This window comes from Neorhizobium huautlense, from assembly GCF_030811685.1.
Lineage (GTDB): Bacteria > Pseudomonadota > Alphaproteobacteria > Rhizobiales > Rhizobiaceae > Neorhizobium > Neorhizobium huautlense_A.
Window position 1 is genome coordinate 207,410 of the sequence record NZ_JAUSRF010000010.1, and the last position, 26,346, is coordinate 233,755.

A 26,346-nucleotide genomic window follows, 5' to 3' on the forward strand; every position below is an offset into this window, starting at 1 on the left:
AATGTCGGCGGACCTCGCAGCACAACTGACCGATCCCCAAACCCTGATGGCGCTGCTGGTAGCGGTGGCGGTGTTCGCGACATTCTATTCGCTGGCGGCCCCATATTTCGAAGGGGATAACCTCAACAAGCGCATGAAGGCGGTGTCGACCGAGCGCGAGCAGATCCGTGCTCGCGAACGTTCTCGCATGAATGCCGAACAGTCACGCGGCAGCCTGCGCGCCCAGAACAATCAGCCGGTTCGCCAGATCGTTGAACGTTTCAACCTGCGCAAGGCGCTGGTCGACGACAATACCATGAACCGCCTGAGGGCCGCGGGCCTTCGATCGCAGAACGCGCTGAACATGTTTCTCGTCGCGCGTTTCCTCCTGCCATTCCTGTTTCTGGCTCTCGCCGCTCTTTATATTTTCGGTCTGGGCAATATGGCGGATTACTCCGTCCCCATCAGGATGCTGACGGTCGTCGTGGTCGGTTATATCGGCTTTTATGCGCCCAACATCTATGTCAGCAACAGGATCGGCAAACGCCAGGCGTCGATCAAGCGAGCCTGGCCGGATGCGCTCGACCTGATGCTGATCTGCGTCGAATCCGGTACCTCGATCGAAGCGGGCATGCGTCGCGTGGCTGAGGAAATGGCGTCCCAGTCGCCGGAACTGGCCGAGGAAATGGTGCTGACGACCGCAGAACTGTCATTCCTGCCGGATCGCCGCGTCGCGCTCGAAAACCTCGGCATCCGTACGCAGCTCGATATCGTCAAGGCGGTGACCACGGCCCTCATTCAGGCCGAGCGTTATGGTACGCCGTTGTCGCAGGCTCTTCGCGTTCTGGCGCAGGAAGGCCGCGATGAGCGCATGAACGTTGCGGAAAAGAAGGCGGCAGCGCTGCCTCCGAAACTGACCGTGCCGATGATCCTGTTCTTCCTGCCGGTTCTGATCGCCGTCATTCTCGGTCCGGCCATGATCCAGGTCGCCGACCGCTTCTGATCGGTGGTGAGGCTGAAAAGTCATACGAAAAAGTCATACGAAAAAGCCCGGCTCCGTATTCGCGGAGCCGGGCTTTTTCGTATTGTGCTTGAAATTCGTGGATCAGTTCGTTTTCGACTTCGGCTTGCCATCCTTGTCGGCAAGCTTGGCCCAGGAATTCTGCTGGGAAAGCATGGAGCGCAGATAGGCGACATTGGCATCGGCCTGCGTCTGCGAAAGTTCCTTGCGGGCAATGTCTTCGGCTTCCGAAAAACGACCCTGCAGACCGACGACCAGTGCCAGGTTCTGGCGTACGCGGCTGTCGGCTGTCGGCTGGCCCGAGGCGTTGCGCAGATAGTTTTCGGCGGTCTTCAGGTCGCCGGAAAGAACATAGGACATGCCCATGTTGGACACCACGCTCGGTTCGTTCGGCTGGGTGCCGAGCGCCTGGCGATATTTTGCGCGTGCTTCTTCCGAACGGCCCATCTGGTCGAGGACTGCGCCCTCGGCGGAATAGAGACGCCAGTCAGGGCGGTCCGGGGTCTGGGCACGCGACAGAGTGGTCAGCGCCTGTTCCAGCTGGCCGGCGGCGGCCTGTGCCTTGCCATAGGCTGCCAGCACGTCGCGGTCGGACGGATTGGCGATCACCACCTGCTGCATGACCGCCAGCGACTGGCTGTTCTTGCCCGTCATGCGCAGGATGTTGGCATAGTTCAGTCCGGTATTGCGATCCTTCGGATTCTTTTCGTAAGCCGCGCCGATGCGCTGTTCTGCCGCGGAAAGCTGCGCTGCATTCATGCCGTCGAAGGATTCGGAACGCGCCGTGCTCTGGCTGGAGATGGAGCCGGTGGTCAGGCGGTCGGCATTGCGGCTTGTGCTGTTGCAGCCGGCAACGGAAAGCGTGACGAGAACCAGTGCAGCCGTGCGGGCGAGGCGGCTTTTATGGGCAGAAACGAACAGGCAAGCGGGCATGGCGATAATCTCTCGAGAACCGGCGCCCCTGCGACTGAAAGGGTTACGAACATGGGTGGCGCAATCTGCCTTCAAGCAATAGTCTGTTAACCCTAACAGACCGTTAAGCATCATCTGAAGGCAGTCATGTCCCCCTATCAATTTACCGATCGCTCCTCTCCCTTCGTTGCAAAAACAACCGCTTCCCGCCCCGTTTACGCGGTAACCCCGGCGGATCTGGAAGCCGGCTCGCTGCCGGCGGACGTGAGCAATTGGGCGAAGGCGGCAGGCTTCAAGGCCGAATCAGGTGCCTTCCTGCTGGTGCCGGGTCAATCCGGCGCGCTGGCCTCGGCGCTGTTCGGTCTCGGCAACGAACCGGCCGATACACCATTCGCGACAGGCAAGCTGGCTCGTTTGCTGCCGGCAGCGGAGTGGCATATCGAATCGAGCGCGCTTGGCGCCGAAAAGCTCGCCTTCGGTTTCGGTCTCGGGACCTATTCCTTCACCCGCTACCTGAAGGACAAGCCGCAGGATGCGAAACTCGCGCTCACCGACGGTGTCGATGCCGCCGATCTCGATCGCCAGCTTGCGGCGGTTTTCCTTGCGCGCGACCTGATCAACACGCCGACCAACGACATGGGGCCGGAAAATCTCGAGGCAGCTTTTCGCGCGCTCGGCATGCATTACGGTGCGGAGGTTTCATCCATCGTCGGCGAAGATCTGCTCACGCAGAATTTCCCGCTGATCCATACGGTCGGTCGTGCCAGCGCGCAGGCGCCGCGCCTTCTCGAAATGCGCTGGGGCCGCAAGGGCGCCAAAACCATTACACTGGTCGGCAAGGGCGTCTGCTTCGATACGGGTGGCCTCGATATCAAGCCGGCCGCTTCCATGCTGTTGATGAAAAAGGACATGGGAGGTGCTGCCAACGTTCTGGCGCTGGCGCTGATGATCATGGATGCCGGCCTCGATATCGATCTGCGCGTGCTGGTGCCGGCGGTCGAGAATTCCATCTCGGCAAGTGCCTTCCGACCGAGCGATATCTATCGCAGCCGCAAGGGCATTACCGTGCAGATCGACAATACCGATGCCGAAGGTCGTCTCGTTCTCGCCGATGCGCTGGCCTATGCCGACGAGGATGCGCCGGACCTGATGATCGACATGGCGACGCTGACGGGGGCTGCCCGCGTGGCGCTCGGTCCCGACCTGCCGCCCTTCTTCACCGACGACGAAGCCCTGGCCTCCGCTCTCTCCGAGGCAAGTGCGAAGGCCGACGATCCGATCTGGCGACTGCCGCTGTTCAAGGGCTATGAAAAGGATATCCGTTCGCGTGCAGCGGAAATCACCAATGCGCCGGGTGGCGGCATGGCCGGTGCGATCACGGCGGCTCTCTTCCTGAAGCGTTTTGTCTCGCAGGCCAAAAGCTGGGCGCATTTCGATATCTATGGCTGGTGCCCGGCGGAACGTCCGCATGCGCCCGTCGGCGGTGAAGCACAGGCCATTCGTGCGCTTTACGCCCACATCCGTGAAATCGCCACAAAGGCCTGATTCGGAAAGAGCAGGCGATACAGCATGTGGACGGGCGCGCTCTTGCGCCCGTTTTCCTCTGCGCGGAAAGTGGATGCCCTGAAGTCTGGAGTAGGCATGCCTGTAGAAATGACGGCCAGTGAGGCGCTGGGCCTGTGGCAGAACGTAACGCTCGAACAGGTGCGCCGCGACGAGCCGGACCTGACGCTGCGGCAACTGTCGATCCTGCTGCATGTCTATATGGTGCCGCCGCCGCATACGGTGCGCGGCCTTGCGGCGACCCTCGGCGTCACCAAGCCGGTCATTACCCGCGCACTCGATACGATGGGCGCGATGACGCTGATAGACCGCGTGCGTGATGACAGGGATCGTCGTAATGTGGTCATCAAGCGCACGCTGGCCGGCGCGCTATATCTGGAAAAATTCGGCGACCTCGTCATCGGTGAGGGACGCAAGCTCAATGTCTGAGGCAGCATGACCAATATTCTCGATCGTCGTCTCCACGCATTCCGCCCCGATCTTGCCGATCAAGCCCTGCAGGGGCAGGTCGAGGCAGACCGTTTCACCAAGGGTGAGCCGGCGCAGGTCACTGTACCGGTGGCGGCATTGCACCCGGTGCCCGATCTTGCCCGTGGCATCGATACCGAGCTGCTGATCGGCGAAACCGTTCGGGTTTTCGAGCGCGCCGACGGCTGGGCCTGGGTTCAGGCTGATGAGGACGATTATGTCGGTTATCTGCCCGAGACGCATATCGGGCCGGTGCGCGCCCCGACCCATCGCATCATCGTTCCGCGCAGTTTTCTTTATCCCGAGCCGGAACTGCGCAAGCCGCATGTCGCGGTACTTTCCATGGGCAGTCAATTGCAAATCGTCGGTGAGGCGGAAACCCGAGGCAACCACTATCATGTGCTCGCCGATGGTACGGCGGTCATGTCGAGCCATTGCCGGCCGGTTTCTGAGGATCTCGATGATTACGTGGCTGTCGCCACCCGTTTCATCGAAACGCCCTATCTCTGGGGTGGCCGTTCCGGCATCGGCATCGATTGTTCGGGCCTCACCCAGCTTGCCCTGATGATGGCGGGAAAGAAATTTCCGCGTGATACCGACATGCAGGCCAGGGTCGGCACCGAGATCACGCGTGAAGACCTGCGGCGGGGTGATCTGGTGTTCTGGAAAGGCCATGTCGGCATCATGGAGGATGCAGAAACGCTTTTGCATGCCAATGGCCATACGATGACGGTGGCGCGCGAAAATTTTGAAGCGGCGGTCAAACGCATCGGCTGGCTTTACGAGCAACCTACCGGTTATCGCCGCATTCTCTGACTGTCATACGGGGTAGCGATCACGCGAACGTGGCGCCAACACTCTGGCATGGATGGCCATCCATCCTTATCTGTAGGGTCGGATACGGAGACTGATCATGTTTAAAGGTGCCTGGATATTGCCGCTTGTGATGGTGCTGGTTTTATTGCCAGCGCTGGCGATGGCGCAGGATCGTGCGCCTGTTTTCAAGGATCTGCCGGGTGTGGTGCCGGAAAAGAGCCGTGTCACGGTGGATAACGGTCCCGACGAAAGCCCCCGTTGCGAATCCGGCACGGCCTATATGCGCCACCACGACAGTTTGCGCGGCGGCGCTTTCGGTCGTGGTTTCCCGACCCATGTCTATCGCTGCGAGAGCAAGGGCTTCACCTATACCGGCACCGATATGCCGCCCAACCGCCCCTGGGTGCCGGGTCTCAATCCGCAATTCTTGCCCGAAAACTGAAGAATGAGGTCTGTCTGATCTGCTCCTCCCAAATGAGGAGCCGGATCGGTCGGGAATCGCGCAATAATGCCGTCATAAACGGAACATAAGCCGTAGATGCCGAGCTTGAAGTGCGTTCGTTGAAGTCTGTCGAAAGTATCGGAAAATCGATTGAAAAGATCAGAGAGGCGCCGTCGGATCGGTGTTGACCGGTCCCGCGTCATATCGGCCAAGTGGCCGATAACTCTCTGATTTTCAATGGGAATGGTGCCCAGAAGAGGACTCGAACCTCCACATCCTTTCGGATACCAGCACCTGAAGCTGGCGCGTCTACCAATTCCGCCATCTGGGCGACGAGGAGCGATGTACGGGGGCAGGCGGGGGAAGTCAACAGGGTTTTTGAAGTTTCTGTGTCAGTTGCGAATTTTTTTGTGCGACGCATCAGGAGGGGGCGTTATCGGGTCGTTTTTCTTCAAGGTTTTCCACATTCGAAGCACGATCCGTATGACCGAGGTCGCGTTCCGGCCAGATCCGGTCCCGCAACCGCTGCTTCAGTTCCTTCGGTCCGGGAAAGCCGCCATCGCGTTTGCGCTCCCATATCAGGTCGTCGTTGCAGCGGATTTCGAAATGACCACCGGTGCCGGGAACGAGCGCCACTTCTCCGATATCCTGCCCAAAGGTCTGCAGCAGTTCCTGCGCCATCCATGCGGCACGCAGAAGCCAGTTGCACTGGGTGCAATAAAGAATGGTGATGCGTGGGCGGGTGGTTTGAGCCGGGACGGTGGTCGAATCGGTCATGTCAAAAATCCTTGGCCCTCAGATGTTCAGAACAGATTGCCCTGCTTGGGCGGCTCTAAGGGTTTTTCATCCGCTGCCGCAGGCTTGGGCGCGGATCGCTTCTTTTGCGGTGAACCACCCGTATCCGGTGGCCCGCCTTCACCGGTGACGGCGGCAATGCGGCCATCGGCAAATTCCACCGAGATCGCCTGGCCGGACGTTATGCCGGCGGCGCGCGTCAGCGGCTGGTCGTCTTCGCCGCGGATCACCGCGTAACCACGCTTCAGCACGTTCTTGTAGGAAAGCGATTGCAGCACCCGGTCCTGTGCGGAAATCGCTGAATGACGACGGACCATCGCGTGGGTCACGGCAGAGTCTGCCCGATGCGAAAGTGTCAGCACCCGCTGGCCTTCGCGCTGCAGCTGACCGCGCAGCTGGGCGGGAAGTGCTGCAAGCGATGCGGATGCCCGCTGGATGCGGCCATGCTCCTTGAGCAGGCGTCGTTCCAGCGTGTTGTCGGTGCGAAGAATCTGTTCGGCAATGTGCCGGCGCTGCGTGGCGATCCGGTTGGTCAGGATGTCGAGGCGCAGGCCCGCACTTGCCTGTTCGAATGTGCGGCGCTTGGCAATCGCCGTGCGCTCCAATCCGCGACCAAGCCCGCTTGCCGCCTCATCGAACCGGCGGCGCGGCAGGGCCAGCAACTGGTCGATCGAAGGCAGGGCGCGCATCAGCGAGCGCAGGAACTGGCGGCGATTGTCCATCTGGCGCGAGGCACTGCCGCGCAGGCGCGCGCCGAGCCCGGCGAGCTGCGCCTCCATGTCGGCCTTGACGGGCACGGCCATTTCGGCGGCACCCGTTGGTGTCGGTGCGCGAATATCGGCGGCGTAATCGATCAGCGTCCAGTCGGTTTCGTGGCCGACAGCCGAAATCAGCGGGATTCGGCTTTCAGCGGCGGCCCGCACCACCGCCTCGTCGTTGAAACTCCACAGGTCTTCCAGGCTGCCGCCGCCGCGTGCAACGATCAGCACGTCCGGCCGGCGCATCGGGCCATGCGGATCGATCGCGTTGAAGCCGCGAATGGCGTTGGCCACCTCATCGCCCGATCCTTCGCCTTGCACCTTTACCGGCCAGACGATCACGTGGACGGGAAACCGATCGGTGATGCGGTGCAGGATGTCGCGGATGACGGCGCCGGTCGGCGAGGTCACCACGCCTATCACCTGCGGCATGAAGGGCAGGGGGCGTTTTCGCGCCTGGTCGAACAGGCCTTCGGCACCGAGCTTGCGCTTGCGTTCTTCCAGAAGCGCCATCAGCGCACCGGCGCCGGCCGGTTCCATTGCCTCGATGACGATCTGGTATTTGGAGGAACCGGGAAAAGTGGTGATCTTGCCGGTGGCGATCACTTCCATGCCCTCTTCGGGCCGAAACTTGATGCGCGAGAACGAACCCTTCCAGATCACCGCATCGATACGGGCGCGGTCGTCCTTCAGCGAAAAATAGGCATGGCCGGAGGAATGCGGGCCGCGATAACCGGAAATCTCTCCGCGCACGCGCACGTGATCGAAAGCGTTCTCCACCGTCCGCTTGATCGAGCCGGACAGTTCGGAAACCGAAAACTCGGTGAGATTGGAAGGCGAATCGGTGCCGGACATTCTGTTCATCTGGCGAAATTAGTGGGTTTTTAGCGCAAATCAAATCACCGGGCTTCGGCCGGGCGCATGGTAGGTCAAATGCCGATGACCAAGTCTTATGCCCTTTGAAGGCGACTGCGTAGAAATTGAAACGAGCCGTTCAGCAATGATTAAACCTAGTTTCAATCGATGAGAAGTCGGACATTGTCTCGGTAATCTTTCTTAGCAAGTTCGTCCTACGCTTGCGGGCATAAAAAGAAAGTAACAGGAGAAAACCAGTGCTGTTCCTGACCGCTGTAAGCTTGGGCCTCTGTGCAGCCATGCTGCGTTCGGCCTTCTCCATGGCACTCGTTGCCGTCCTGATTGTTGCCGCTTTCGGCGCGGCGGCACTGACGGGCCCGGTGTCCTTCATCGATCTCGCCATTGTACTCGGTGGTTACAATATCGGCATATTCGGGCTGGTGGCCGGCATGCTGGTGTTTTCCCGCCGCAGCATCGAGGCCTGATCGCCGCGTAAAGGCGGCCTCACACGTTTCAAGAATGCGCAAAGACCCGGAAACCTCTATCGGCTTCCGGGTCTTTGTGTTTGCAGATCACTGGCCGGTGAAGCGGAAGAACCTGAAGCCGTCGGGTTCGGGCGATGGCAAAGGTTCGAGATAGGCGGGGATATTGCCTGCAGCAATCGCCGCATAAAGCCCGTCCGGTTTCATATCGATCAGGTTCTTCGTCTGCGGATCGGTTTGGCAGAAGGCAAGAATGGAAACGCCGGCGCCACGGAAAAACGCTTCCGCCTCGGCAGGCGTGGCAAGGCCGATATGCAGTTCCGTCAGCATGCCGCCCTGATTGCGGTGATAAGGCGCCGATATGGCCCGGTGATGGGTGAAGCGCAGGATCTCCGCGCCGCTATTGGACGGTGAAACGACAAGGCCTGGCGGTTGTGCGGCCAGCGTCTGCCATTCGTCCGGCTTGCCGCATTCTCCCGCCTCCGTGCCCGGAGCGCCGGCGCTTGAAATGGCCGTCAGGTTGAACGAATTGCGCACGCCCTCCTGCGCTACCATGCCGGCGACACCCCAGACCACCGGCACCGAAGCCAGAACGCCGACAATATAGGCCAGGCCCACATTCATGTTTTCCGGCTCCTTGCCGGCATGGCGCCGCAGACCGGTAATCATCACCGCAAGCGGAAGAATGCTGAGTGCGTTGGAAAAGAATGAAGAGCGAAGCTGGATCAGTGCCACGCCCCACGCCGTTCCGATCAGGCCGAGCATGATCAGGTGAAATTCGGTGCGTTCGCCGCGCATGATCTCGAAGCCACACACGGCAATCGCCAGCAATCCGACGGCATAAAATACGCCGACCATATAGGGGTCCTGGCGTATCTCCGCGAGAATGGACTGCGCTTCCCCGACATGGTTGAGCCATAGCTTGACCAGCATCGGATCGAGATTGGCAAGCGGGCTGCCGAGGCATTCCGGTGCAATGAGCTTTGTCGCGACCAGAACCACCACGCCGAGCATAAGCATGGCGCCGATGCGCATGCCGCGACCGGCGCTGGCCGGCAGAAGCGTGCAGAGAAACAGGCCGGTGCCGCCAAGCGCCGTCGGCGCCTGGAAACCGATCGACAGGTTATCGCAGGTCACTGTGGAATAAAGCGCTGCAGGCGTGGTGGCGAAGAAGGCAAGGGTCACGGAAACGGCAAGCGACAGGCCGAAAGCCTGCGCCGCCCGGCGAAATGCATGGCCGTGCCACACCCATTGCAGCGTCACGCACAGGCAGGCAATGGCCACCATCGGCACGGTTTCGGCACCGATAGCGATGGCAAGAGCCGCAGCAACGCCGGCAAACACATAGCTGCGTGCCCGGTATAGCGGATCGACCAGCATGGCGGCCATCGTCATGATCAGCACCATCTGCACATTGTGATGGTCGATGGAGCCGGGGTGGAAGCGAATGGATGTGTAGACAAAAATTGCGGCAAGCCCGAGCGCGATATGGATGGTGGCACCGTCACCGATGCGGCGCGCGGCGATGCCGGTCGCGGTCAGGAACAGCACAGCCATGAAGACCGGCCAGATCGCCAATGCGATCATCTCGGCCTGCTGGTTTTCCACGAACAGGGAAAAGAAACGGATCATTGCGCCGATCGGCAGGTCGACGAAACGCGACCAGTGCATCAGCGTGCCGCCATCCAGCCCCAGCCGGTATTGATGCGTATCGAACCATGCCTGGCCGCCCAGCCAGTCGCGCACCACGACAAGCCGCATGATGTCGTCATTGTCTGCGCCGACGTAATCGGTGGCATTCGGCAGGCTCGACGCCAGAATGGCAATGGCGGTGACGAGGCAATAGAGGAAGAGGATGTGCAGCAGTTTCCTGGGCGCCGGTTGGCTTTGAAACTCGCCGCCGCTTTTACCTGCCATTGAAGTCGTCATGGTCGTCCCGCATGTTTTTCACTTGGCGAAACCTAGATTTAACCTTCTCAAGAAATAGTAAAATCTTCGCAGTCGGAGCGTCTTTCCGATGATTTACCGAGTATCGAGTGGAAATCATGGACGAAGCCATCAGCAGTGACCTAGAGATCGCTGTCCTCTTGCCGTGCTACAATGAAGCAACCACGATCGCATCGGTCGTCCGCGGTTTCCGCGAGACGCTGCCGACGGCGAGGATCTACGTCTACGACAACAATTCCACCGATGGTACGGCCCTGCAGGCCATGCTGGCCGGCGCCCATGTCATGCGCGAGCGTCGCCAGGGCAAGGGTTATGTCGTGCGCCGCATGTTCGCCGACATCGAGGCCGATATCTACATCATGGCCGATGGTGACGGCACCTATGCGCCATCCGATGCCGAAGAGCTGATCCGCACCATGCTGACCGAACGCGCCGACATGGTGGTCGGCACGCGCCGCGGCGTGCATGACGATGCCGGTCGCCAGGGCCATGCCGCCGGCAACCGCCTGTTCAATATTCTCTACCGTTCGATGTTCGGTCGCGATTTCACCGATATCTTTTCCGGTTACCGCGTTTTCTCGCGCCGTTTCGTGAAAAGTTTCCCGGCCGTCTCCGGCGGGTTCGAGATCGAGACGGAAATGTCCGTCCATGCTTCGCGCCTGAAACTGCCGGTCACCGAACTGGAGCTGGATTACGGCCGCCGCCCGGAAGGGTCGCATTCGAAACTCTCCACCTATCGCGATGGCGCAAAGATCCTCTGGATGTTTGCCATGCTGATGAAGGAAACCCGGCCCTTTGCCTTTTTCGGTCTCATCGGCGCCGCCATCCTTGGCCTCAGCCTCGGTTCCATGGCGCCGGTTCTGGCCGAATATTTCGAAACGGGTCTCGTCACCCGCATGCCCACATGGATGCTCTCCATGTCGCTGCTGATGGTGTCGTTTCTGGTGTTTACGGTCGGCCTGATCCTCGATTCCGTCTCGCGCGGTCGTGCCGAACAGCTGCGCATCCACTATATGGGCCTCCATGCCCGCCCGCCGCGTTTCTATCGCGATGCGCCTTCCTTCGTGAAAGTGCCGGATGAGGCGGTCAAGCCGGAACCGAAGCGGCGCGGCCGCTCGGGTGCTTCGGCGGCATGAAGCGTTTCCTGCGTTTCATGGTAGTTGGCGGCATCGGATTTGTTGTCGATGCCGGCGTCACTCTCGGCCTTCTGGCAACGGGTCTTTTCGGCCCGTTTTCGGCGCGCGCCATTGCCATCGCGCTGGCGCTGTTGTGCACCTGGTTTTGCAATCGCAATTTTACCTTCGGCAAATCCGGCCATCATGTGGTGCGTGAAGGCGTGCTTTACGGTTCGGTCGGCATCACCTCGGCGCTGCTCAACTACGCCATCTATTCGGGCCTGCTTCTGAGCATGCCGATGCTGCGGCCGATCCTTGCGCTCATTCTCGCCTCGGCTTCCGCCACGCTCTACAGTTATTTTGGTTACGCCCGGTTTGTCTTCCGTCGCCGCCATTAGGCGACGGTTCAGACCGTTTCCCAGCCGTCCCTGTCGCTGGCGCGGTAGACGGCGTCGATGAAACGCTGGTTGCCGAGAGAATTTTCCAGCGTCACCACCTCGACCTTCTCCCCCAATGCCGCGCGGGCAAACGTTTCGGCCTGGCGACGGTATTGGCGGCTGTCCTGAAAACGAAAGACCTGCGAAACCGTGTGTTTCTGGTTGGTCAGTTCGATTTCCTCCGCGCCCCAGCGATCGGCATTGAAGGGTGATTTCACCTCGATGAAACCTTCCGTGCCGTGAAACACCATGACCTGTCGGTTGGCCATCTGGGTGGCGATGTAGAAGGACATGTCGAACGAACCGAAATCCGCCTTCACGCTGGAATAGATGTCGGTGCCGAATTCCGGGTCACGTTCGGTCGTCGCCTGAACCCTCACCGGTTCCTTGCCCGTCACCATCCGCGTTGCCATGGCCGGGTAGACGCCGATATCCGGCAATCCGCCACCGCCGAGTTCGGGAATGTTGCGCATGTTGCCGGCATCGCGGTTGAAATAGGTGAAGGCGCCCTGCACATGCTTCAGCGTGCCGATCGCGCCTTCGCCCAAAAGTTCGCGCACCTTATGCCAGACCGGTGCATAGGCGATCATGAAGGCCTCGCAGATCAGCACCCCGTTGGCATCGCGCGCCGCGATCAACCGCTCGATCTCTTCGGCCTTCAATGCGATCGGCTTTTCGCACAGGACATGTTTGCCGGCCTCAGCTGCCTTGATCGTCCATTCCACATGCTGGCTGGTCGGAAGCGGAATATAGACGGCATCGATCACGTCGGATGCCAGCAGCTCCTCGTAGGACCCGAAGGCATGCGGCACCGAAAAACGGTCGGCCATCTGGCGGGCACGTGAAAGATCGCGGCTGGCAATGGCGGTGACAACGCAGTTTTCCGCATCCTGAATGGCAGGCACCACGGCATCGCGGCCGATCTTGGCGGTGGACAGGATCCCGAAACGCAGCATGTTTTCCTCCTAATGACGTATCGTCATGAAGCTATCCAGCCCATGGCGTTCATGCAACCGCACGCATGAGATCGCGAATCCGTGACATCGCCGGACGGCTGATTGTTTGACTGCTGCGTCAGTCGGCCTAAGTTCAGGTTCTCGGCATTCGCCGGATCCTTTCACGTTACCGATATTGGAGACCATCATGGACAACCGCTCGCTCGGCCGCACCGGACTTTCCATCTCGCCCGTTGTTTTCGGCGGCAACGTGTTCGGCTGGACGGCTGATGAAAAGACCTCTTTCGAACTGCTCGACAGGTTTTTCGATGCCGGTTTCAACACCATCGATACCGCCGATTGTTATTCCGGCTGGGTGCCGGGCAATCAAGGCGGAGAGTCGGAAACCATCATCGGCAAGTGGCTGAAACAGTCCGGCCGGTCGCGTGACAAGGCGGTGATCATCACCAAGGTCGGCTCTACGCCGCAAGGTGCCGCCATGGAAGGCGGGCTTGGCAAGGCGCGGATAATCGAAAAGGTGGAAGAATCGCTGCGCCGTCTGCAGACCGATCATATCGATCTCTATCTCTCCCATTGGCCTGATCCGAAAACCCCGCATGAGGAAACGCTCTCCGCCTTCGCCACACTGAAGGAGCAGGGAAAGATCCGCGCCATCGGATGCTCGAATTATGATGCCGCGCAGTTGCAGGCCTCTTTCGATGCCGTCGAAAAGGCCGGTCTGCCGCGTTATGACGTGCTGGAGCCGGAATACAATCTTTATGATCGTACCGGTTTCGATGGCGCTCTCGCCGATCTCTGCACCGTGAAGGATATCGGCGTCATCACCTATTTCAGCCTCGCTTCCGGCTTTTTGACCGGGAAATACAAAAGCAAGGCCGAGGCGGAAGCCAACCCGAACCGCGGCGGCATGGTCGCAAAATATTTCGACGAGCGCGGTATCCGTATCCTCTCGGCATTGGATGAAGTGGCGGCCGAAACCCATTCGCAGCCGGCTTCCGTGGCGCTTGCCTGGATCGCCCAGCGCCCCGGTGTCACCGCACCGATCGCCAGCGCCACCAGTGCCCGCCAGCTGGATACGATGATTGCCGCCGGCAATCTGAAGCTGTCGGAAGACCAGATGAAGCAGTTGAACGACGCCAGCGCCTGATCACGACAAACGATTTTGGGCGGGCTGCCGGCAGCCCGCTTCCTGCCTCGTTCAAGGAGAACACCCATGCACACGCGCAAACTCGGAAAAGACCTCACCGTTTCGGCCATCGGCCTCGGCTGCATGGGCATGAGCCACGCCTATGGCGGGCAGGACGAAGCGACGTCCATCAAGACCCTGCATCGCGCCGTAGACCTTGGCGTCAATTTCTTCGATACGGCGGAGGTTTATGGACCTTTCGTCAACGAGGAGCTGGTCGGCAAGGCGCTGAAACCGCATCGTGACAAGGCGGTCATCGCCACCAAATTCGGTTTCAAGATCGATCTCGAAAAGCGCGATGCCAGCGCCATGTCGGGCCTCGACAGCCGCCCCGAACATGTCCGCGAAGTGGCGGAAGCCTCGCTGAAACGTCTCGGTATCGAGGTCATCGACCTGTTCTACCAGCATCGGGTCGATCCGAACGTGCCGATCGAGGAGACGGTTGGCGCCATGGCGGATCTGGTGAAGGAGGGCAAGGTGCGCGCGCTTGGTCTTTCCGAAGCCGGTGCCGATATCATTCGTCGTGCCCATGCCGTTCATCCGATCTCGGCATTGCAGAGCGAATATTCGCTCTGGACCCGTGACCCTGAAGGCGAGATTTTGGATACATGCCGCGAACTCGGCATCGGTTTTGTGCCTTTCAGCCCGCTCGGTCGCGGTTTTCTGACCGGCAAGATCAAGAGCACGGCGGATATGTCCGAAGGTGACATGCGCCTTGGCCTGCCGCGTTTTGAAGCGGAAAACATGGAGGCCAATCTGGCGCTGGTGCGGCTGGTCGAAGCAATGGCGGAGACAAAGGGCATCACCGCCGCGCAACTGGCGCTCGCCTGGGTTCTCGCCAAGGGCGATTTCATCGTGCCGATCCCCGGTGCCCGCAAAATCCCCAATCTGGAGCAGAATGCGGCTGCCGCAGATGTCGTGCTGACGGTGGATGAGGTGCAGAAACTCGACGACATGCTGGCCCCGGACAAAATTGCCGGTGCCCGTTACGCGGCGCAGGCCATGGCCTGGACGCCGAAGAAGTAGTTACCGCCCCAGCTTCGGAAAACCTTCATACCATTCGGAATGGTCACCCTCGTGATTGGCCATTCCGGCTTTGGTTAAAACGCCGCGTGGGCTGACATAACTCATGATCCGCCGCACCGGTCGTTCGTGCCACTGGATATTGAAAGCCCATAGTTTCGGGAAAAAGCACAGCGAGGCATAGGGCAGGTGGTCGTGGATCCACCATGCCATTTTCTGCCAGTCGCCCTCAACATCATGATTATCGATCAGCCATGGCACGACGATACAGGCCGTGGCGCCGATAAAACCGTCAGTATCGCGCCGGTCCCAGATGTGGTCGGCGGCGGTTGCGGCATTGGTGGAACAGTTGAGATTGTTGCGGTTGCCGAATTCGTTGACCTCGGCCGAGCGATAGCCGGAACGGATATGCAGCCGCCCGAACGTATCTTGCAGCGGCTCCAGCAGTTCCTCGCAGAGATGTTTGCCGGCTTCGATGGCAAGGTCGGGATCATCGGGGATATTCGGGATGCGGTAGAACTCGGCGATCTCGGAATGCAGAAAATCGCGCAGAAAGAAGTTTCTGGAGAGCCGCACCCGGCCGAGATCCTCCAGCCCCTTCATCGAATTCGGCTTGCGCATGATGGCCTCCCCTCGAGCTTGGGCGCCAGCGTAAGTCTGTTGTCCGCAATAGAAAAGGCCCGGAGCGCGATGCGTCCGGGCCTTTGTCGTGTTCAGCGAAGAGAGTTCAAAGCTTGCCGTTGCGCTGCTGGATCATCATGAACGTGTCATAGCTGTATTCGGCGATCTGCGCCCAGAGGTAACCGTCGCGCTTGAAGGCCTGCTGGCTGTCAAAGATCTTCTTGAAGGCCGGGTTCTTGGCGGAGATTTCCGCATAGGTATCCTGCGCCGCCTTGTAGCTGGCATCAAGAATATCCTGGCTGAACGGTTTCAGCACCGCACCTTCGGCGACGAGCTGCTTCAGGGCCTTGGCATTGTGTGCGTCGTATTTCGCCAGCATGTTCATGTTGGCATTGGCGCAGGCATCTTTGAGCATGCGTTGATAGGCCTTTGGCAGGCCGTTGAACTTGGCAAGGTTGAAGAAGGCGTGAACCGTCGGGCCGCCTTCCCACCATGCCGGGTAATAATAAAATTTGGCGACCTTCACGAAGCCGAGCTTCTGGTCGTCATAGGGGCCAACGAATTCGGTGGCGTCGATCGTGCCCTTTTCCAGCGCTGCATAAACATCGCCGCCGGCGATCTGCTGAGGCGTGACGCCGAGCTTGCTCATCACCTGGCCGGTCAGGCCGGCAATACGCATCTTCAGACCCTTGAGGTCGTCGATCGTCTTGATTTCCTTGCGGAACCAGCCGCCCATCTGGGCACCGGTATTGCCGGCCGGCAGCGCGTAAAGGCCGTGGCCGGACAGGAATTCATTCAGAAGATCATTGCCGCCGCCGACCGCGAACCAGGAATTGGTCAGCCGCGCATTGAGGCCGAACGGGATGGCCGTGCCGAGCGCAAAGGTCGGGTCCTTGCCGACGTAATAATAGGAGCAGGTATGCGCCATTTCGACCGTGCCGGCGGCCACCGCATCGGCAGCCTGCAGGGCGGGCACGATTTCACCGGCCGCATAACTCTCAATCTTGAACTTGCCGTCAGACGCCTCGTTGACGCTGGTCGCGATCTCGGTCGCCGCGCTGTAGATGATGTCGAGGCTTTTCGGGAAGGATGAGGTCAGGCGCCACGTGACCTGCGGGCTTTCCTGCGCGATCGCGGGCGCAGCAAGCGTTACCGCGGCGGCCGCGCCGGCGCCGGCGGCACCAGCCTTGCGGAAAAAACCACGGCGATTCAGGGTCTGGTTTTCGGTCGAGTTGGTCATGGTTTTCGCATATCCTCCAGATGCTAATTCGCGCATTAAGGGTTTGTTGCGCCGCATGCAAGTTTGCCTTTTGAGAACTTTCGCAAAGGCTGAAGTTTTGTTTTCGAAAGTTGCGCCAAAGCCGCTTTTTCCGTTTCGTTTCACTGGTTACCGGAAGATGGTTGCTTTTTGATTTCATCAGTTTAGAATTAGAATAATTCTAAATATGGTGTCTCGATGTTCGACCTGATGTCCTTCTCGCGCAAGCGCAGTTTCAATTCCCTGAGCGAGGAGGAAATCCTCGCGCTTGCCATCGCCTCGGAAGAGGAAGATGCGCGCATCTACCTCGCTTATGCCGATGGTCTCAAGGAACATGCGCCAGCATCGGCAAAAGTATTCGAAGACATGGCGGAGGTCGAGCAGAGCCACCGCGACATGCTGATTTCACAGTTCCGCCAACGTTTTGGCGAGCGCATTCCACTGATCCGGCGCGAACATGTCAGCGGCTTTTACGAACGCAAGCCGGACTGGCTCGTGAAAAATTTGCCGCTGGAAAAGATCAGGGCGCAGGCCGAGGCCATGGAGGCGCAGGCTTTTCGTTTCTACACCGAAGCCACCAAACGCGTTACCGATGCCTCCACCCGGCAATTGTTGGGTGATCTCGCCCTAGCCGAGCAGGGCCACAGCGATATCGCCGCCATGCTGGAGGAAAAGCATGCGCCGGCGGATGTGAAATCGACCGAGGATGAAAACGCCCACCGGCAGTTCGTGTTGACCTATGTTCAGCCGGGTCTTGCCGGCCTGATGGATGGTTCTGTATCCACCTTGGCGCCGATCTTCGCCGCCGCCTTCGCCACGGGTGATACCTGGTCCACCTTCCTGATCGGCCTTTCGGCCTCGGTCGGCGCCGGCATTTCCATGGGGTTTACCGAGGCAGCGCATGATGACGGCAAGATTTCCGGGCGCGGTTCGCCGATCAAGCGTGGTCTGGCTTCCGGCATCATGACAGCTGTCGGCGGTTTGGGCCATGCGCTGCCCTACCTCATTCCGGATTTCTGGACGGCCACCGCCATTGCCGCCATCGTCGTTTTCATCGAACTCTGGGCCATCGCCTTCATCCAGAACCGTTACATGGAAACGCCTTTCCTGCGCGCCGTGTTTCAGGTCGTGCTGGGTGGTTCGCTGGTGCTTGCTGCCGGTATTCTGATCGGTAATGGGTGAGCGTTATAGAAACTGAGAATTGCGCTGCCCCGACAATGCCTCTTGAATACGGGTCGTGATTCCGCCGTGAGCGGGGTGGATCCGTATAGGGAGGAGGAATGGATGGCAAAAATTCTCGGCTATATCGCAACAAGCCTGGATGGTTTTATCGCCACCGAGGACGACAATCTGGGCTGGTTGTTCAAGTATGACACCATGGATCTCGGTGAGCATGATTACCGGACCTTCATCAAGCGGATTCGCACGGTGGTGATGGGGCGCGGCACCTATGATTTCATCGCCAATGAGTCCTCGCCGTGGGCCTATGGCGAGCAGCGGGTTCTGGTCGTCACCTCCCGTCCGATAGAAGAGCCGAAAGGTGCTTTGGAAATTCGCACCGATGTCGATGCCTTGATCAAGGAACTGCGCGCTCTGGACGACGGCGATGTGTGGATGCTGGGTGGCGGACAGTTGCAGATGGCATTCATGGAAAAAGGCGCGCTCGACGAGATCGAGATCTACGTCATTCCGGAAATGCTCGGCGCAGGCCGTCCGCTATTTCCCGCAACCGGTTATCGCGCCAGCCCAAAACTGATCAGCGCGCAGGCGATCGATCAAGGTTGTGTGCGCCTGCATTACCGCTTCGAACAGCCGGCCTGAAGCCAATTCACAAAAGAAAAAGGCCGACGAAAGCCGGCCTTTTCATATGCTCTTGAATGCTGGTTACCGCAGAGCGCCAACCACCACGTCGCGGCCATCCTCGATCGTCACCCAGCGGCCGGTATCGAACGATGCCTGGCGCTTGAGGAACGTGTAGTCGGTGTCCGACCACAGCTTTACCTGCGAGGTGAGGTTGTCGAGAATGAAGTCGCCCTTGGAGGTGCGCACGGTGAGAACTGCGTGGCCTTCGCCGTCCGGCTTGCGCACGACGGTTATCAGCAGGTCGGAGAGGGCAAAGCCGCGTTCGGAAAGTTCCTTGCGCTTCTGCAGCGCGTAGTCTTCGCAATCGCCGGCATCGACCGGGTATTCCCAATATTCCTCGCGGCCATAAACCTGCATGTCGGTGCGGGCCATGATGCGGTTGTTGACGGAGGAGTTGATGTCGTGAATGGCAGTCCAGCCGTATTCCGTCACTTTCGGTGCCGGAGCGGGACGGCTCTTGATGTTGCACTCGTCCGCATACCGCTGGCAGAATTCGTAATGGCCGATCGGCTGGGATGTGACCGAACCCGTGACCATGCTGGCCAGAGTTTTCGGTGCCGGAATGGCGGAAGTTGCCGACGCGAGGGTGACCCCGAGGATCACGGCCAGGAACCGTACCTTCACTGCAAACGTCATATGCCCGTCCTTCAAATTCTTAACGAAAGGTTAAGAGCGAGGCGGGCACAGAGTCAATTATTACCAATCCGTAAACATGTAACTATCGGCACTTATGGTTAAGATCGGTGCATTTCAGTATCAGCTTATTTTTGAACCCTCATTTATGAGGGTGGCCAGCACGGTGCGCAGTTTCTTCAGGTCCTGCGGGCGTGACAGGCGGTGGTCGCCATCGCGGATCAGGGTCAGCACGACGTCGTCGGCCGGCAGGAATTCGACCAGCTTGAGTGCATGGTTGTAAGGCACGTCGGCATCCTTCATGCCCTGCAGGATATGAACCGGGCAGCCGGTTTCGATAATGCCGGTCAGCACGCGGTTATCGCGGCCGTCCTCCATCAGTGCGCGGGTAAAGATATTCGGCTCCGGGCTGTATTCGGACATTTCCTCGAAATAGCCGCGCTCGGCCAGAGACTGGCGTTCCTTGTCGCTCAGCGCAGGTTCGATCAGGTCATGGGTGAAGTCCGGGGCAGGGGCGATCAGCGTCAGTCCCTCGACCCTGGGTCCTTTGCCGCGTTTCACCAGTTCCTGCACCATGCGCAGCGCGATCCATCCGCCCATCGAGGAGCCGACGAGAATGACCCGGTTCGGCGCAACGTGATCGACGACCGCTATCGATTCTTCCAGCCAGCGGGAAATCGTGCCGTCATTGAAGTCGCCGCCGGATTGGCCGTGGCCGGAATAGTCGAGCCTCAGCGCCGCAGCCCCCTGTTCGGCTGCCTGCGCATCCATTTCCAGTGCCTTGGTGCCGCTCATATCGGAGCGATAGCCGCCGAGCCAGACAAGGGTGGGAGCGTCCGCGCGCGCGGCTGGCCGGTGCATGTAGGCGATCTCGCGCGCTTGCCTGCCCTCTCCAACCGTCAGGCGGTGCGCCTCGTCCTTTGCCATCGCTTCCATTGCCTGCTCCTTCATTCATACCTATCTATTGTGCAGCGCTTATAGCCGCGCCGCCATAAAACATATAGGTGACATGCCAACGGCAGGTGATCTTTCCGGCGCGATATGCTATTGACTTCGCCGCGTCGATGACGACATTGGCCCGCAATTGCAAATGTGGTGCTAATGCTCGCCACCGCAAACTTGAAAAAATTCAGGAGAACACGACCATTCGCAGACCTTTCAAAGCCGATGCCCCTGTCAAAGAGGGCCCGCGCTCCAACCGGGAAATCCGCGTTCCCAGGGTCCAGCTTATCGATGCCGAAGGCCAGAATCTCGGTAACATACCCACCGACCAGGCCCTCAAGATGGCCGAGGAAGCTGGGCTCGACCTCGTAGAGATCTCGCCGAACAACGATCCGCCGGTGTGCAAGATCCTCGATCTCGGCAAGCTGAAATACGCCAACCAGAAGAAGGCGGCCGAAGCGCGCAAGAAGCAGAAGATCGTCGAGATCAAAGAAATCAAGATGCGCCCGAACATCGACACCCATGACTATGAGGTGAAGATGAAGGCAATCCTGCGTTTCTTCGAGGATGGCGACAAGGTTCGCGTGACGCTGCGTTTCCGTGGCCGCGAAATGGCGCACCAGGAACTGGGCATGAAGCTGCTGCTTCAGGTCAAGGAAGATACGGTGGAGATCGCCAAGGTGGAAGCCGAGCCCAAGCTCGAAGGTCGCCAGATGATGATGGTGCTGGCGCCCCGTTAAGGCGCCGCCACTGCCCTTTTGCCGATGATGGCGCATTTTGCGGGCCATATGCCCGCGAATGCGGGCTTTTCGGCAGTTTCCCCCATTGCGCTTTCGATCGGACTATGATTATAAGCGCCGTCCGAACGGTCCGGCAGGGCATGCCGTGGCCGTTGCTAATGCTTGAACCAGCCTCGTCTGCTGGTTTGATACAAAACTGGAGTAGCAAAATGCCCAAGATGAAGACGAAATCCGCTGCCAAGAAGCGGTTCAAGGTTACGGCGACCGGCAAGGTCCTCGCAGCTGCCGCCGGCAAGCGCCACGGCATGATCAAGCGTTCCAACAAGTTCATCCGCGATGCACGCGGTACGATGGTTCTTGCTGAAGCTGACGGCAAGAAGGTTATCAAGAACTACCTGCCGAACGGTCTCTAAGACTAATCGACGACCTGGAACAGTTTTAAGGAGATCATGACATGGCACGCGTAAAACGTGGCGTAACTTCCCGCGCCAAGCACACCAAGACCCTCAAGGCAGCCAAGGGCTTCTACGGCCGCCGCAAGAATACGATCCGCGCCGCAAAGGCTGCTGTTGATCGTTCGCGTCAGTTCGCTACCCGCGACCGCAAGGTCAAGAAGCGTAATTTCCGCGCTCTGTGGATCCAGCGTATCAACGCTGCCGTCCGCGAATCCGGCCTGACCTACGGCCGCTTCATCGATGGCCTCAACAAGGCTGGCATCGAAGTCGACCGCAAGGTTCTGTCCGACATGGCCATCCATGAGCCGGAAGCATTCGGTGCGCTGGTTGAAGCCTCCAAGAAGGCTCTGTCCTACCTGAAGGACGCCGGCACCAAGAACGAATTCGAAAGCGCCGTTAAGTAAGCGCTGGACTTTTTCTGAACCAAAAAGACCCGCGCGGCGTTGCTGCGCGGGTTTTTTCTTTTCCGCATGAGGCTTGCGCCCGGATCGGAACCCCTGAAGTGTTGAGGAGCGCTGAGGTGGCTGATGAGGTTATCGACATGAGAAGCGGGCCCAAATTGCCTGCCGACGATATCGCTCCGCTGTTGGCGGCGCTGCTGTCGGATCGCGAGCGTGTGCAGGCGGTTTCACTCTCTTGCGGCACCGTGTGGATCAAACGCCATGGCGACAAGGGTCGGCGCGCCATCGTCGCCGTACAGACGGCGCTTGCAAGTGCATTGCGCCTCTCCTTCATGCGCCCGTCACCGGCGGAAACCGGCGAGGGCATGGTGCAGCGCGACCTGCGCCGCATGGGGCGTTTTTCCGAGCAGAACATTCCAACCGCTGACATCATCTATACATCCGCCAACGCCATCGTGCTCAGCGATGTCGCTCCGACCGTGGAGCGCAGTCTCGGCCAGTTGCGTAAAATCGATCCGGCGGCGCATGACGATCTTTTGGTATTCTGCAGCGCCGAACTTGGTCGTCTTCACGGCGCCGGCCTCTGTCACGGCAGGCCTTTTCCGCGCGACATGTTCGTGAAGGACGGGCGTCTCGGCTACATCGATTTCGAGGAAGAGCCGGAGGCGGTGATGCCGCTTGCCACAGCACAGGCGCGCGATCTGTGGCTGCTGTTCCTGCAGTTGAGCGACCGTGCCATTGATCGCCGTCAGACCCAGGATCGAGCCTATGCGGCATGGGTGGCATCCGCACCGCAAGCCGCGATTGCCGAACTGCGCGCCATGACGCGGTACTTGGGGCGCTTTTTATGGCTTGCCCGGTTGATTGGCCGAATTCACATGGGTAGAGATTTGCGACAATTCATTCTGGCCACCGCCTATCTGACAACAGTTTTTCACGGCTGACGTGGCCGACAGAGCAGGACATCATGACGGAACTCGATACACTGAAGAGCGCTCTCCTCGCCGAGATCGCCGGTGCCGGTAATGAGGCGGCCATCGAAGCTGTCCGCGTTTCGGCGCTTGGCAAGAAGGGCTCGGTTTCCGAGCTCCTGAAAACGCTGGGTTCGATGACGCCGGAAGAGCGCCAGAACCGGGGTGCGGCCATCAACGCGCTGAAGACCGAAATCACCGACGCGATCACCGCGCGCAAGACGGTTCTGAAGGATGCGGCGATCAATGATCGTCTGAAAGCCGAAACGCTGGACGTATCACTGCCGGTGCGTTCGTCTCCTGCAGAGCGTGGCCGTATCCATCCGATCAGCCAGATCACCGACGAAATCACCGCCATCTTCGCCGACATGGGTTTTTCCATCGCCGAAGGCCCGGATGTCGAAACCGACTATTACAACTTCACGGCCCTGAATTTCCCGGAAGGCCACCCGGCCCGCGAAATGCACGACACCTTCTTCTTCCAGCCGGATGAAAAGGGTGAGCGCAAGGTTCTGCGCACCCATACGTCGCCCGTTCAGGTGCGCACGATGGAAGCGCAGGAGCCGCCGATCCGTATCGTCATCCCGGGCAAGACCTATCGTCAGGACAGTGACGCCACGCATTCGCCGATGTTCCACCAGGTCGAAGGTCTGGTCATCGACAAGAAGGCGCATGTCGGCAACCTGCGTTGGGTTCTGGAAGAATTCTGCAAGACCTTCTTCGAGGTCGACAGCGTCGTCATGCGTTTCCGCCCGTCCTTCTTCCCGTTCACCGAACCGTCCTTCGAAGTGGACATCCAGTGCGACCGCTCGGGCCCGATCGTGAAGTTCGGCGAGGGCACCGACTGGATGGAAATTCTCGGCTGCGGCATGGTGCATCCGAACGTGCTGCGTTCCGGCGGTCTCGATCCAGACGAATACCAGGGTTTTGCCTGGGGCATGGGCCTCGACCGCATCGCCATGCTGAAATACGGCATGCCGGACCTGCGCGATTTCTTCAACGCCGACGTGCGCTGGATGAACCATTACGGTTTTCGCCCGCTCGACATGCCGACCCTGTTCGGCGGTCTCAGCCAGTAATTTGAGCGCGTAAGCGAAGGATCAAAAACATGAAGTTCACGCTTTCCTGGCTCAAGGATCATCTTGAGACCGACGCCACTCTCGATCAGATCTGCGAGCGCCTGTCGGCGATCGGTCTCGAAGTCGAGGATGTCGATGACAAGGCCGCCTACAAGCCTTTCGTCATCGCAAAGGTTCTGTCGGCAGAAAAACACCCAGAGGCCGATCGCCTCAAAGTTCTGTCGGTCGATGCCGGCCCGGATGTCAACGGCGGCAAGCCGCTGCAGATCGTCTGCGGTGCCCCGAATGCCCGCGCCGGTCTGGTCGGCGCCTTGGCGCGTCCGGGCGATTATGTGCCGGGTATCGATGTCACACTGTCTGTCGGAAAGATCCGCGGTGTCGAAAGCCACGGCATGATGTGCTCGGAAAAAGAGCTAAACATGTCGGAAGACCATAACGGCATCATCGACCTTCCGGCCGATGCGCCGATCGGCACATCGTTTGCGGCCTATGCCGGCATCGACGATCCGATGATCGAAATCAACCTGACGCCGAACCGTCCGGACTGCACGTCGATCTACGGCATCGCCCGCGATCTGGCCGCCTCCGGCCTCGGCACGCTGAAGGTCCCGGCCGCTCCTGCGTTGAAGCTCGAAGGCGAAACTTCGGTCGGCCTCACCATCGACCTAGATGACGAAAAGCTTTGCCCCGGTTTCGGTCTGCGTCTCGTGCGCGGCGTGAAGAACGGCCCGAGCCCGGCCTGGATGCAGACGCGCCTCAAGGCCATCGGTCTTCGCCCGATCAATGCGCTGGTCGATATCACCAATTACATGACCTTCGATCAGGGCCGGCCGATGCACGTGTTCGACGCTGCCAAGGTCAAGGGCGATCTTGTCGTGCGTCGCGCCACTGAAGGCGAGACGGTGCTGGCGCTCGATACCCGCGAATACAAGCTCGGCCCGAACAATGTTGTCATCGCCGATGACAACGGCGTCGAATCGATCGGCGGCATCATGGGCGGCGAACATTCCGGTTGCGATGAAAACACCACCGACGTGCTGATCGAATCGGCACTTTGGGATCCGATCAACATCGCCAAGTCCGGCCGTGCGCTCGGCATCATCACCGATGCGCGTTACCGCTTTGAGCGTGGCGTAGACCCGGAATATATGGTTCCCGGTCTCGACCGCACCACCCAGCTGGTACTGGAGCTTTGCGGTGGCGTGGCCGCCAAGGAAAAGATCGTCGGTTACAAGGGGTATGAGGCCAAGACGGTCGATTTCCCCTATTCAGAAGTCAAGCGCCTGACCGGCCTTGATATCTCCACCGATGAAAGCCGCGACATCCTGACCCGCCTCGGTTTTTCCGTCGAAGGCGTTGGCGATGTGGGTTCGGTATCCGTGAAGGTGCCGTCTTGGCGTCCCGACGTCGATGGCAAGGCCGATCTCGTCGAAGAGGTCATGCGCATCCATGGCGTCGACCAGATCAAGCCGGAGCCGCTGGAAAAGCTCTCCGCCATCAACGGCCGTATCCTGACGACGCTGCAGGTTCGCACTCGCACCGCCAAGCGTGCGCTCGCGTCGCGCGGCATGCTGGAAGCTGTCACATGGTCCTTCATCCCGGAAGACCAGGCAAAGCTTTTTGGTGGTGGTTCGCCGTCGCTGAAGCTGGCCAACCCTATCGCGGCCGACATGTCCGACATGCGTCCGTCGCTTCTTCCGGGCCTGCTGATGGCTGCCCAGCGCAACGCCGACAAGGGTTTTGGCGATGTGGCGATCTTCGAAGTGTCGGGCACCTACGAGACCGATACGCCGGAAGGCCAGCGTCGTGTTGCCGGCGGCATCCGTCGTGGCACCGCCTCCATCAATGGCGCCGGCCGCATGTGGTCGAATGCCGCCAAGGGCGGCGGCAAGCCGGTGGACGTTTATGACGCCAAGGCCGACGCGCTTGCCGTGATCGAAGCCTGCGGCCTGCCGATGGGCAATGTGCAGATCGAGCAGGGCGGTCCCGCATGGTACCATCCGGGCCGTTCCGGCACGATCAAGATGGGTCCAAAAATCATCCTCGGCACGTTTGGCGAATTTCATCCGAAGACGCTGGATGCGCTGGATATTTCCGGTGCGCTCTGCGGTTTCGAAATCTATCTCGATGCCATGGCCGAGCCGAAGAAAAAGGCAACCCGTACAAAGCCGGGCCTCGAGCTTTCGCCCTTCCAGGTGGTCAAGCGCGATTTTGCCTTTGTCGTCGGTTCCGAGGTCGAGGCCGGTGCCATCATCAAGGCGGCACAGAGTGCCGACCGCAAGCTGATCACCGGCGTCAATGTGTTTGACGTTTTTGCCGGCGCATCGCTGGGTGAGGACAAGAAGTCGGTTGCGATCGAAGTGCTGATCCAGCCGGTCGACAAGACGCTGACCGACGAGGATTTCGACGCTCTGACGAAAAAGATCGTCGCCAATGTCGAGAAGGTCACCGGCGGCGTTCTGCGCGCCTGATCGCGCTTACCTGCTGACCAAATGAAGAAAGCCCGCCGTTGATGAAACGGCGGGCTCAGACTGCTGACAAACCCCGTCATTTTTTGGCGGGGTTTTGTTTTATGCGAACCACCGGGTTTGCCGGCCGCGTTCGAATGAGGCAATGAAGATCCTTCTG

27 protein-coding genes and 1 tRNA gene are annotated in these 26,346 nt (G+C 59.7%); 18 read left to right on the forward strand and 10 right to left on the reverse strand.

Features of this window, described 5'->3' with window-relative positions:
* Position 1 precedes the first annotated feature (1 nt).
* Positions 2–982, forward strand: a complete 981-nt coding sequence (locus tag J2T09_RS16405) for a type II secretion system F family protein (protein WP_306836554.1) — start codon at positions 2–4, stop codon at positions 980–982.
* A gap of 102 nt (positions 983–1,084) precedes the next feature.
* Here the strand turns inward: J2T09_RS16405 and J2T09_RS16410 are convergent, their stop codons facing one another.
* Complete coding sequence (locus J2T09_RS16410; RefSeq protein WP_306836556.1) at positions 1,085–1,933, reverse strand: tetratricopeptide repeat protein; 849 nt, start codon at positions 1,931–1,933, stop codon at positions 1,085–1,087.
* A gap of 126 nt (positions 1,934–2,059) precedes the next feature.
* Between J2T09_RS16410 and J2T09_RS16415 the strand changes: the two genes are divergently transcribed.
* From J2T09_RS16415 to J2T09_RS16430, 4 genes are all read left to right on the forward strand, one after another.
* A complete protein-coding gene (locus J2T09_RS16415; RefSeq protein WP_306836558.1) occupies positions 2,060–3,457 on the forward strand; it encodes a leucyl aminopeptidase family protein in 1,398 nt (465 codons plus the stop codon).
* A 96-nt stretch (positions 3,458–3,553) separates the two neighbouring features.
* On the forward strand, positions 3,554–3,904 hold the full coding sequence (locus J2T09_RS16420; protein ID WP_153352385.1) for a MarR family transcriptional regulator: 351 nt from the start codon (positions 3,554–3,556) through the stop codon (positions 3,902–3,904).
* 6 nt (positions 3,905–3,910) lie between these two features.
* Complete coding sequence (locus J2T09_RS16425; RefSeq protein ID WP_306836561.1) at positions 3,911–4,759, forward strand: C40 family peptidase; 849 nt, start codon at positions 3,911–3,913, stop codon at positions 4,757–4,759.
* A 97-nt stretch (positions 4,760–4,856) separates the two neighbouring features.
* Positions 4,857–5,201 carry a hypothetical protein gene (locus J2T09_RS16430; RefSeq protein WP_306836563.1) on the forward strand — a complete coding sequence of 115 codons (345 nt, stop codon included), beginning with the start codon at positions 4,857–4,859 and terminating at the stop codon, positions 5,199–5,201.
* Positions 5,202–5,445: 244 nt separating this feature from the next.
* Here the strand turns inward: J2T09_RS16430 and J2T09_RS16435 are convergent.
* The 3 genes from J2T09_RS16435 to xseA all read right to left on the reverse strand — a co-directional run bounded on the left by J2T09_RS16435 (position 5,446) and on the right by xseA (position 7,618).
* A tRNA-Leu gene (locus J2T09_RS16435) sits at positions 5,446–5,532 on the reverse strand.
* Between the two features lie 89 nt (positions 5,533–5,621).
* Positions 5,622–5,978, reverse strand: coding sequence for a SelT/SelW/SelH family protein (locus J2T09_RS16440; RefSeq protein WP_306836565.1), 357 nt, complete (start codon positions 5,976–5,978; stop codon positions 5,622–5,624).
* Positions 5,979–6,004: 26 nt separating this feature from the next.
* Positions 6,005–7,618, reverse strand: a complete 1,614-nt coding sequence (xseA, locus tag J2T09_RS16445; protein ID WP_306836567.1) for an exodeoxyribonuclease VII large subunit — start codon at positions 7,616–7,618, stop codon at positions 6,005–6,007.
* Between the two features lie 248 nt (positions 7,619–7,866).
* Between xseA and J2T09_RS16450 the strand changes: the two genes are divergently transcribed.
* Positions 7,867–8,094, forward strand: coding sequence for a hypothetical protein (locus tag J2T09_RS16450; protein ID WP_306836569.1), 228 nt, complete (start codon positions 7,867–7,869; stop codon positions 8,092–8,094).
* An 87-nt stretch (positions 8,095–8,181) separates the two neighbouring features.
* Here the strand turns inward: J2T09_RS16450 and J2T09_RS16455 are convergent, their stop codons facing one another.
* A complete protein-coding gene (locus tag J2T09_RS16455; RefSeq protein ID WP_306836571.1) occupies positions 8,182–10,008 on the reverse strand; it encodes a hypothetical protein in 1,827 nt (608 codons plus the stop codon).
* Positions 10,009–10,136: 128 nt separating this feature from the next.
* On the opposite strand from J2T09_RS16455, the gene J2T09_RS16460 reads away from it, so the two are divergent.
* On the forward strand, positions 10,137–11,174 hold the full coding sequence (locus tag J2T09_RS16460) for a glycosyltransferase (RefSeq protein WP_306836573.1): 1,038 nt from the start codon (positions 10,137–10,139) through the stop codon (positions 11,172–11,174).
* On the forward strand, positions 11,171–11,551 hold the full coding sequence (locus tag J2T09_RS16465) for a GtrA family protein (RefSeq protein WP_306836575.1): 381 nt from the start codon (positions 11,171–11,173) through the stop codon (positions 11,549–11,551). The genes J2T09_RS16460 and J2T09_RS16465 overlap by 4 nt, the downstream gene beginning before the upstream one ends.
* Positions 11,552–11,559: 8 nt before the next feature.
* On the opposite strand, the gene J2T09_RS16470 is transcribed toward J2T09_RS16465, so the two are convergent.
* Positions 11,560–12,546, reverse strand: coding sequence for a Gfo/Idh/MocA family protein (locus tag J2T09_RS16470; protein WP_306836577.1), 987 nt, complete (start codon positions 12,544–12,546; stop codon positions 11,560–11,562).
* Positions 12,547–12,733: 187 nt separating this feature from the next.
* On the opposite strand from J2T09_RS16470, the gene J2T09_RS16475 reads away from it, so the two are divergent.
* Together J2T09_RS16475 and J2T09_RS16480 are read left to right on the forward strand one after the other, a co-directional pair.
* Complete coding sequence (locus tag J2T09_RS16475) at positions 12,734–13,693, forward strand: aldo/keto reductase (protein WP_306836578.1); 960 nt, start codon at positions 12,734–12,736, stop codon at positions 13,691–13,693.
* Between the two features lie 66 nt (positions 13,694–13,759).
* Positions 13,760–14,758, forward strand: coding sequence for an aldo/keto reductase (locus tag J2T09_RS16480; protein WP_306836580.1), 999 nt, complete (start codon positions 13,760–13,762; stop codon positions 14,756–14,758).
* On the opposite strand, the gene J2T09_RS16485 is transcribed toward J2T09_RS16480, so the two are convergent.
* Together J2T09_RS16485 and J2T09_RS16490 are read right to left on the reverse strand one after the other, a co-directional pair.
* A complete protein-coding gene (locus tag J2T09_RS16485; RefSeq protein WP_306836582.1) occupies positions 14,759–15,376 on the reverse strand; it encodes a hypothetical protein in 618 nt (205 codons plus the stop codon).
* 106 nt (positions 15,377–15,482) lie between these two features.
* Entirely contained in the window at positions 15,483–16,589 is a 1,107-nt protein-coding gene (locus tag J2T09_RS16490) for a TRAP transporter substrate-binding protein (RefSeq protein WP_306836626.1), read from the reverse strand.
* 243 nt (positions 16,590–16,832) lie between these two features.
* Between J2T09_RS16490 and mbfA the strand changes: the two genes are divergently transcribed.
* Both mbfA and J2T09_RS16500 read left to right on the forward strand, forming a co-directional pair.
* Positions 16,833–17,816, forward strand: a complete 984-nt coding sequence (gene mbfA / locus J2T09_RS16495) for an iron exporter MbfA (RefSeq protein ID WP_306836584.1) — start codon at positions 16,833–16,835, stop codon at positions 17,814–17,816.
* Between the two features lie 102 nt (positions 17,817–17,918).
* The gene (locus J2T09_RS16500) at positions 17,919–18,455 is read left to right on the forward strand and encodes a dihydrofolate reductase family protein (protein ID WP_306836586.1); all 537 of its coding nucleotides are present in this window, start codon (positions 17,919–17,921) and stop codon (positions 18,453–18,455) included.
* Positions 18,456–18,518: 63 nt separating this feature from the next.
* On the opposite strand, the gene J2T09_RS16505 is transcribed toward J2T09_RS16500, so the two are convergent.
* Both J2T09_RS16505 and J2T09_RS16510 read right to left on the reverse strand, forming a co-directional pair.
* A complete protein-coding gene (locus tag J2T09_RS16505; RefSeq protein ID WP_306836588.1) occupies positions 18,519–19,133 on the reverse strand; it encodes a transglutaminase-like cysteine peptidase in 615 nt (204 codons plus the stop codon).
* Positions 19,134–19,253: 120 nt separating this feature from the next.
* The gene (locus J2T09_RS16510; protein WP_306836590.1) at positions 19,254–20,066 is read right to left on the reverse strand and encodes an alpha/beta hydrolase; all 813 of its coding nucleotides are present in this window, start codon (positions 20,064–20,066) and stop codon (positions 19,254–19,256) included.
* Between the two features lie 209 nt (positions 20,067–20,275).
* Here J2T09_RS16510 and infC point away from each other — a divergent pair, with 209 nt between their 5' ends.
* From infC to pheT, 6 genes are all read left to right on the forward strand, one after another.
* Complete coding sequence (gene infC / locus J2T09_RS16515) at positions 20,276–20,812, forward strand: translation initiation factor IF-3 (RefSeq protein ID WP_306836628.1); 537 nt, start codon at positions 20,276–20,278, stop codon at positions 20,810–20,812.
* Positions 20,813–21,021: 209 nt separating this feature from the next.
* Positions 21,022–21,225, forward strand: a complete 204-nt coding sequence (gene rpmI, locus J2T09_RS16520) for a 50S ribosomal protein L35 (RefSeq protein ID WP_112729593.1) — start codon at positions 21,022–21,024, stop codon at positions 21,223–21,225.
* 41 nt (positions 21,226–21,266) lie between these two features.
* The gene (rplT, locus tag J2T09_RS16525) at positions 21,267–21,671 is read left to right on the forward strand and encodes a 50S ribosomal protein L20 (protein ID WP_112729594.1); all 405 of its coding nucleotides are present in this window, start codon (positions 21,267–21,269) and stop codon (positions 21,669–21,671) included.
* Between the two features lie 116 nt (positions 21,672–21,787).
* Positions 21,788–22,612 carry a serine/threonine protein phosphatase gene (locus tag J2T09_RS16530; protein ID WP_306836595.1) on the forward strand — a complete coding sequence of 275 codons (825 nt, stop codon included), beginning with the start codon at positions 21,788–21,790 and terminating at the stop codon, positions 22,610–22,612.
* Between the two features lie 23 nt (positions 22,613–22,635).
* Complete coding sequence (pheS, locus tag J2T09_RS16535) at positions 22,636–23,718, forward strand: phenylalanine--tRNA ligase subunit alpha (RefSeq protein WP_306836596.1); 1,083 nt, start codon at positions 22,636–22,638, stop codon at positions 23,716–23,718.
* Between the two features lie 29 nt (positions 23,719–23,747).
* On the forward strand, positions 23,748–26,189 hold the full coding sequence (pheT, locus tag J2T09_RS16540; protein WP_306836598.1) for a phenylalanine--tRNA ligase subunit beta: 2,442 nt from the start codon (positions 23,748–23,750) through the stop codon (positions 26,187–26,189).
* Positions 26,190–26,346 lie beyond the last annotated feature (157 nt).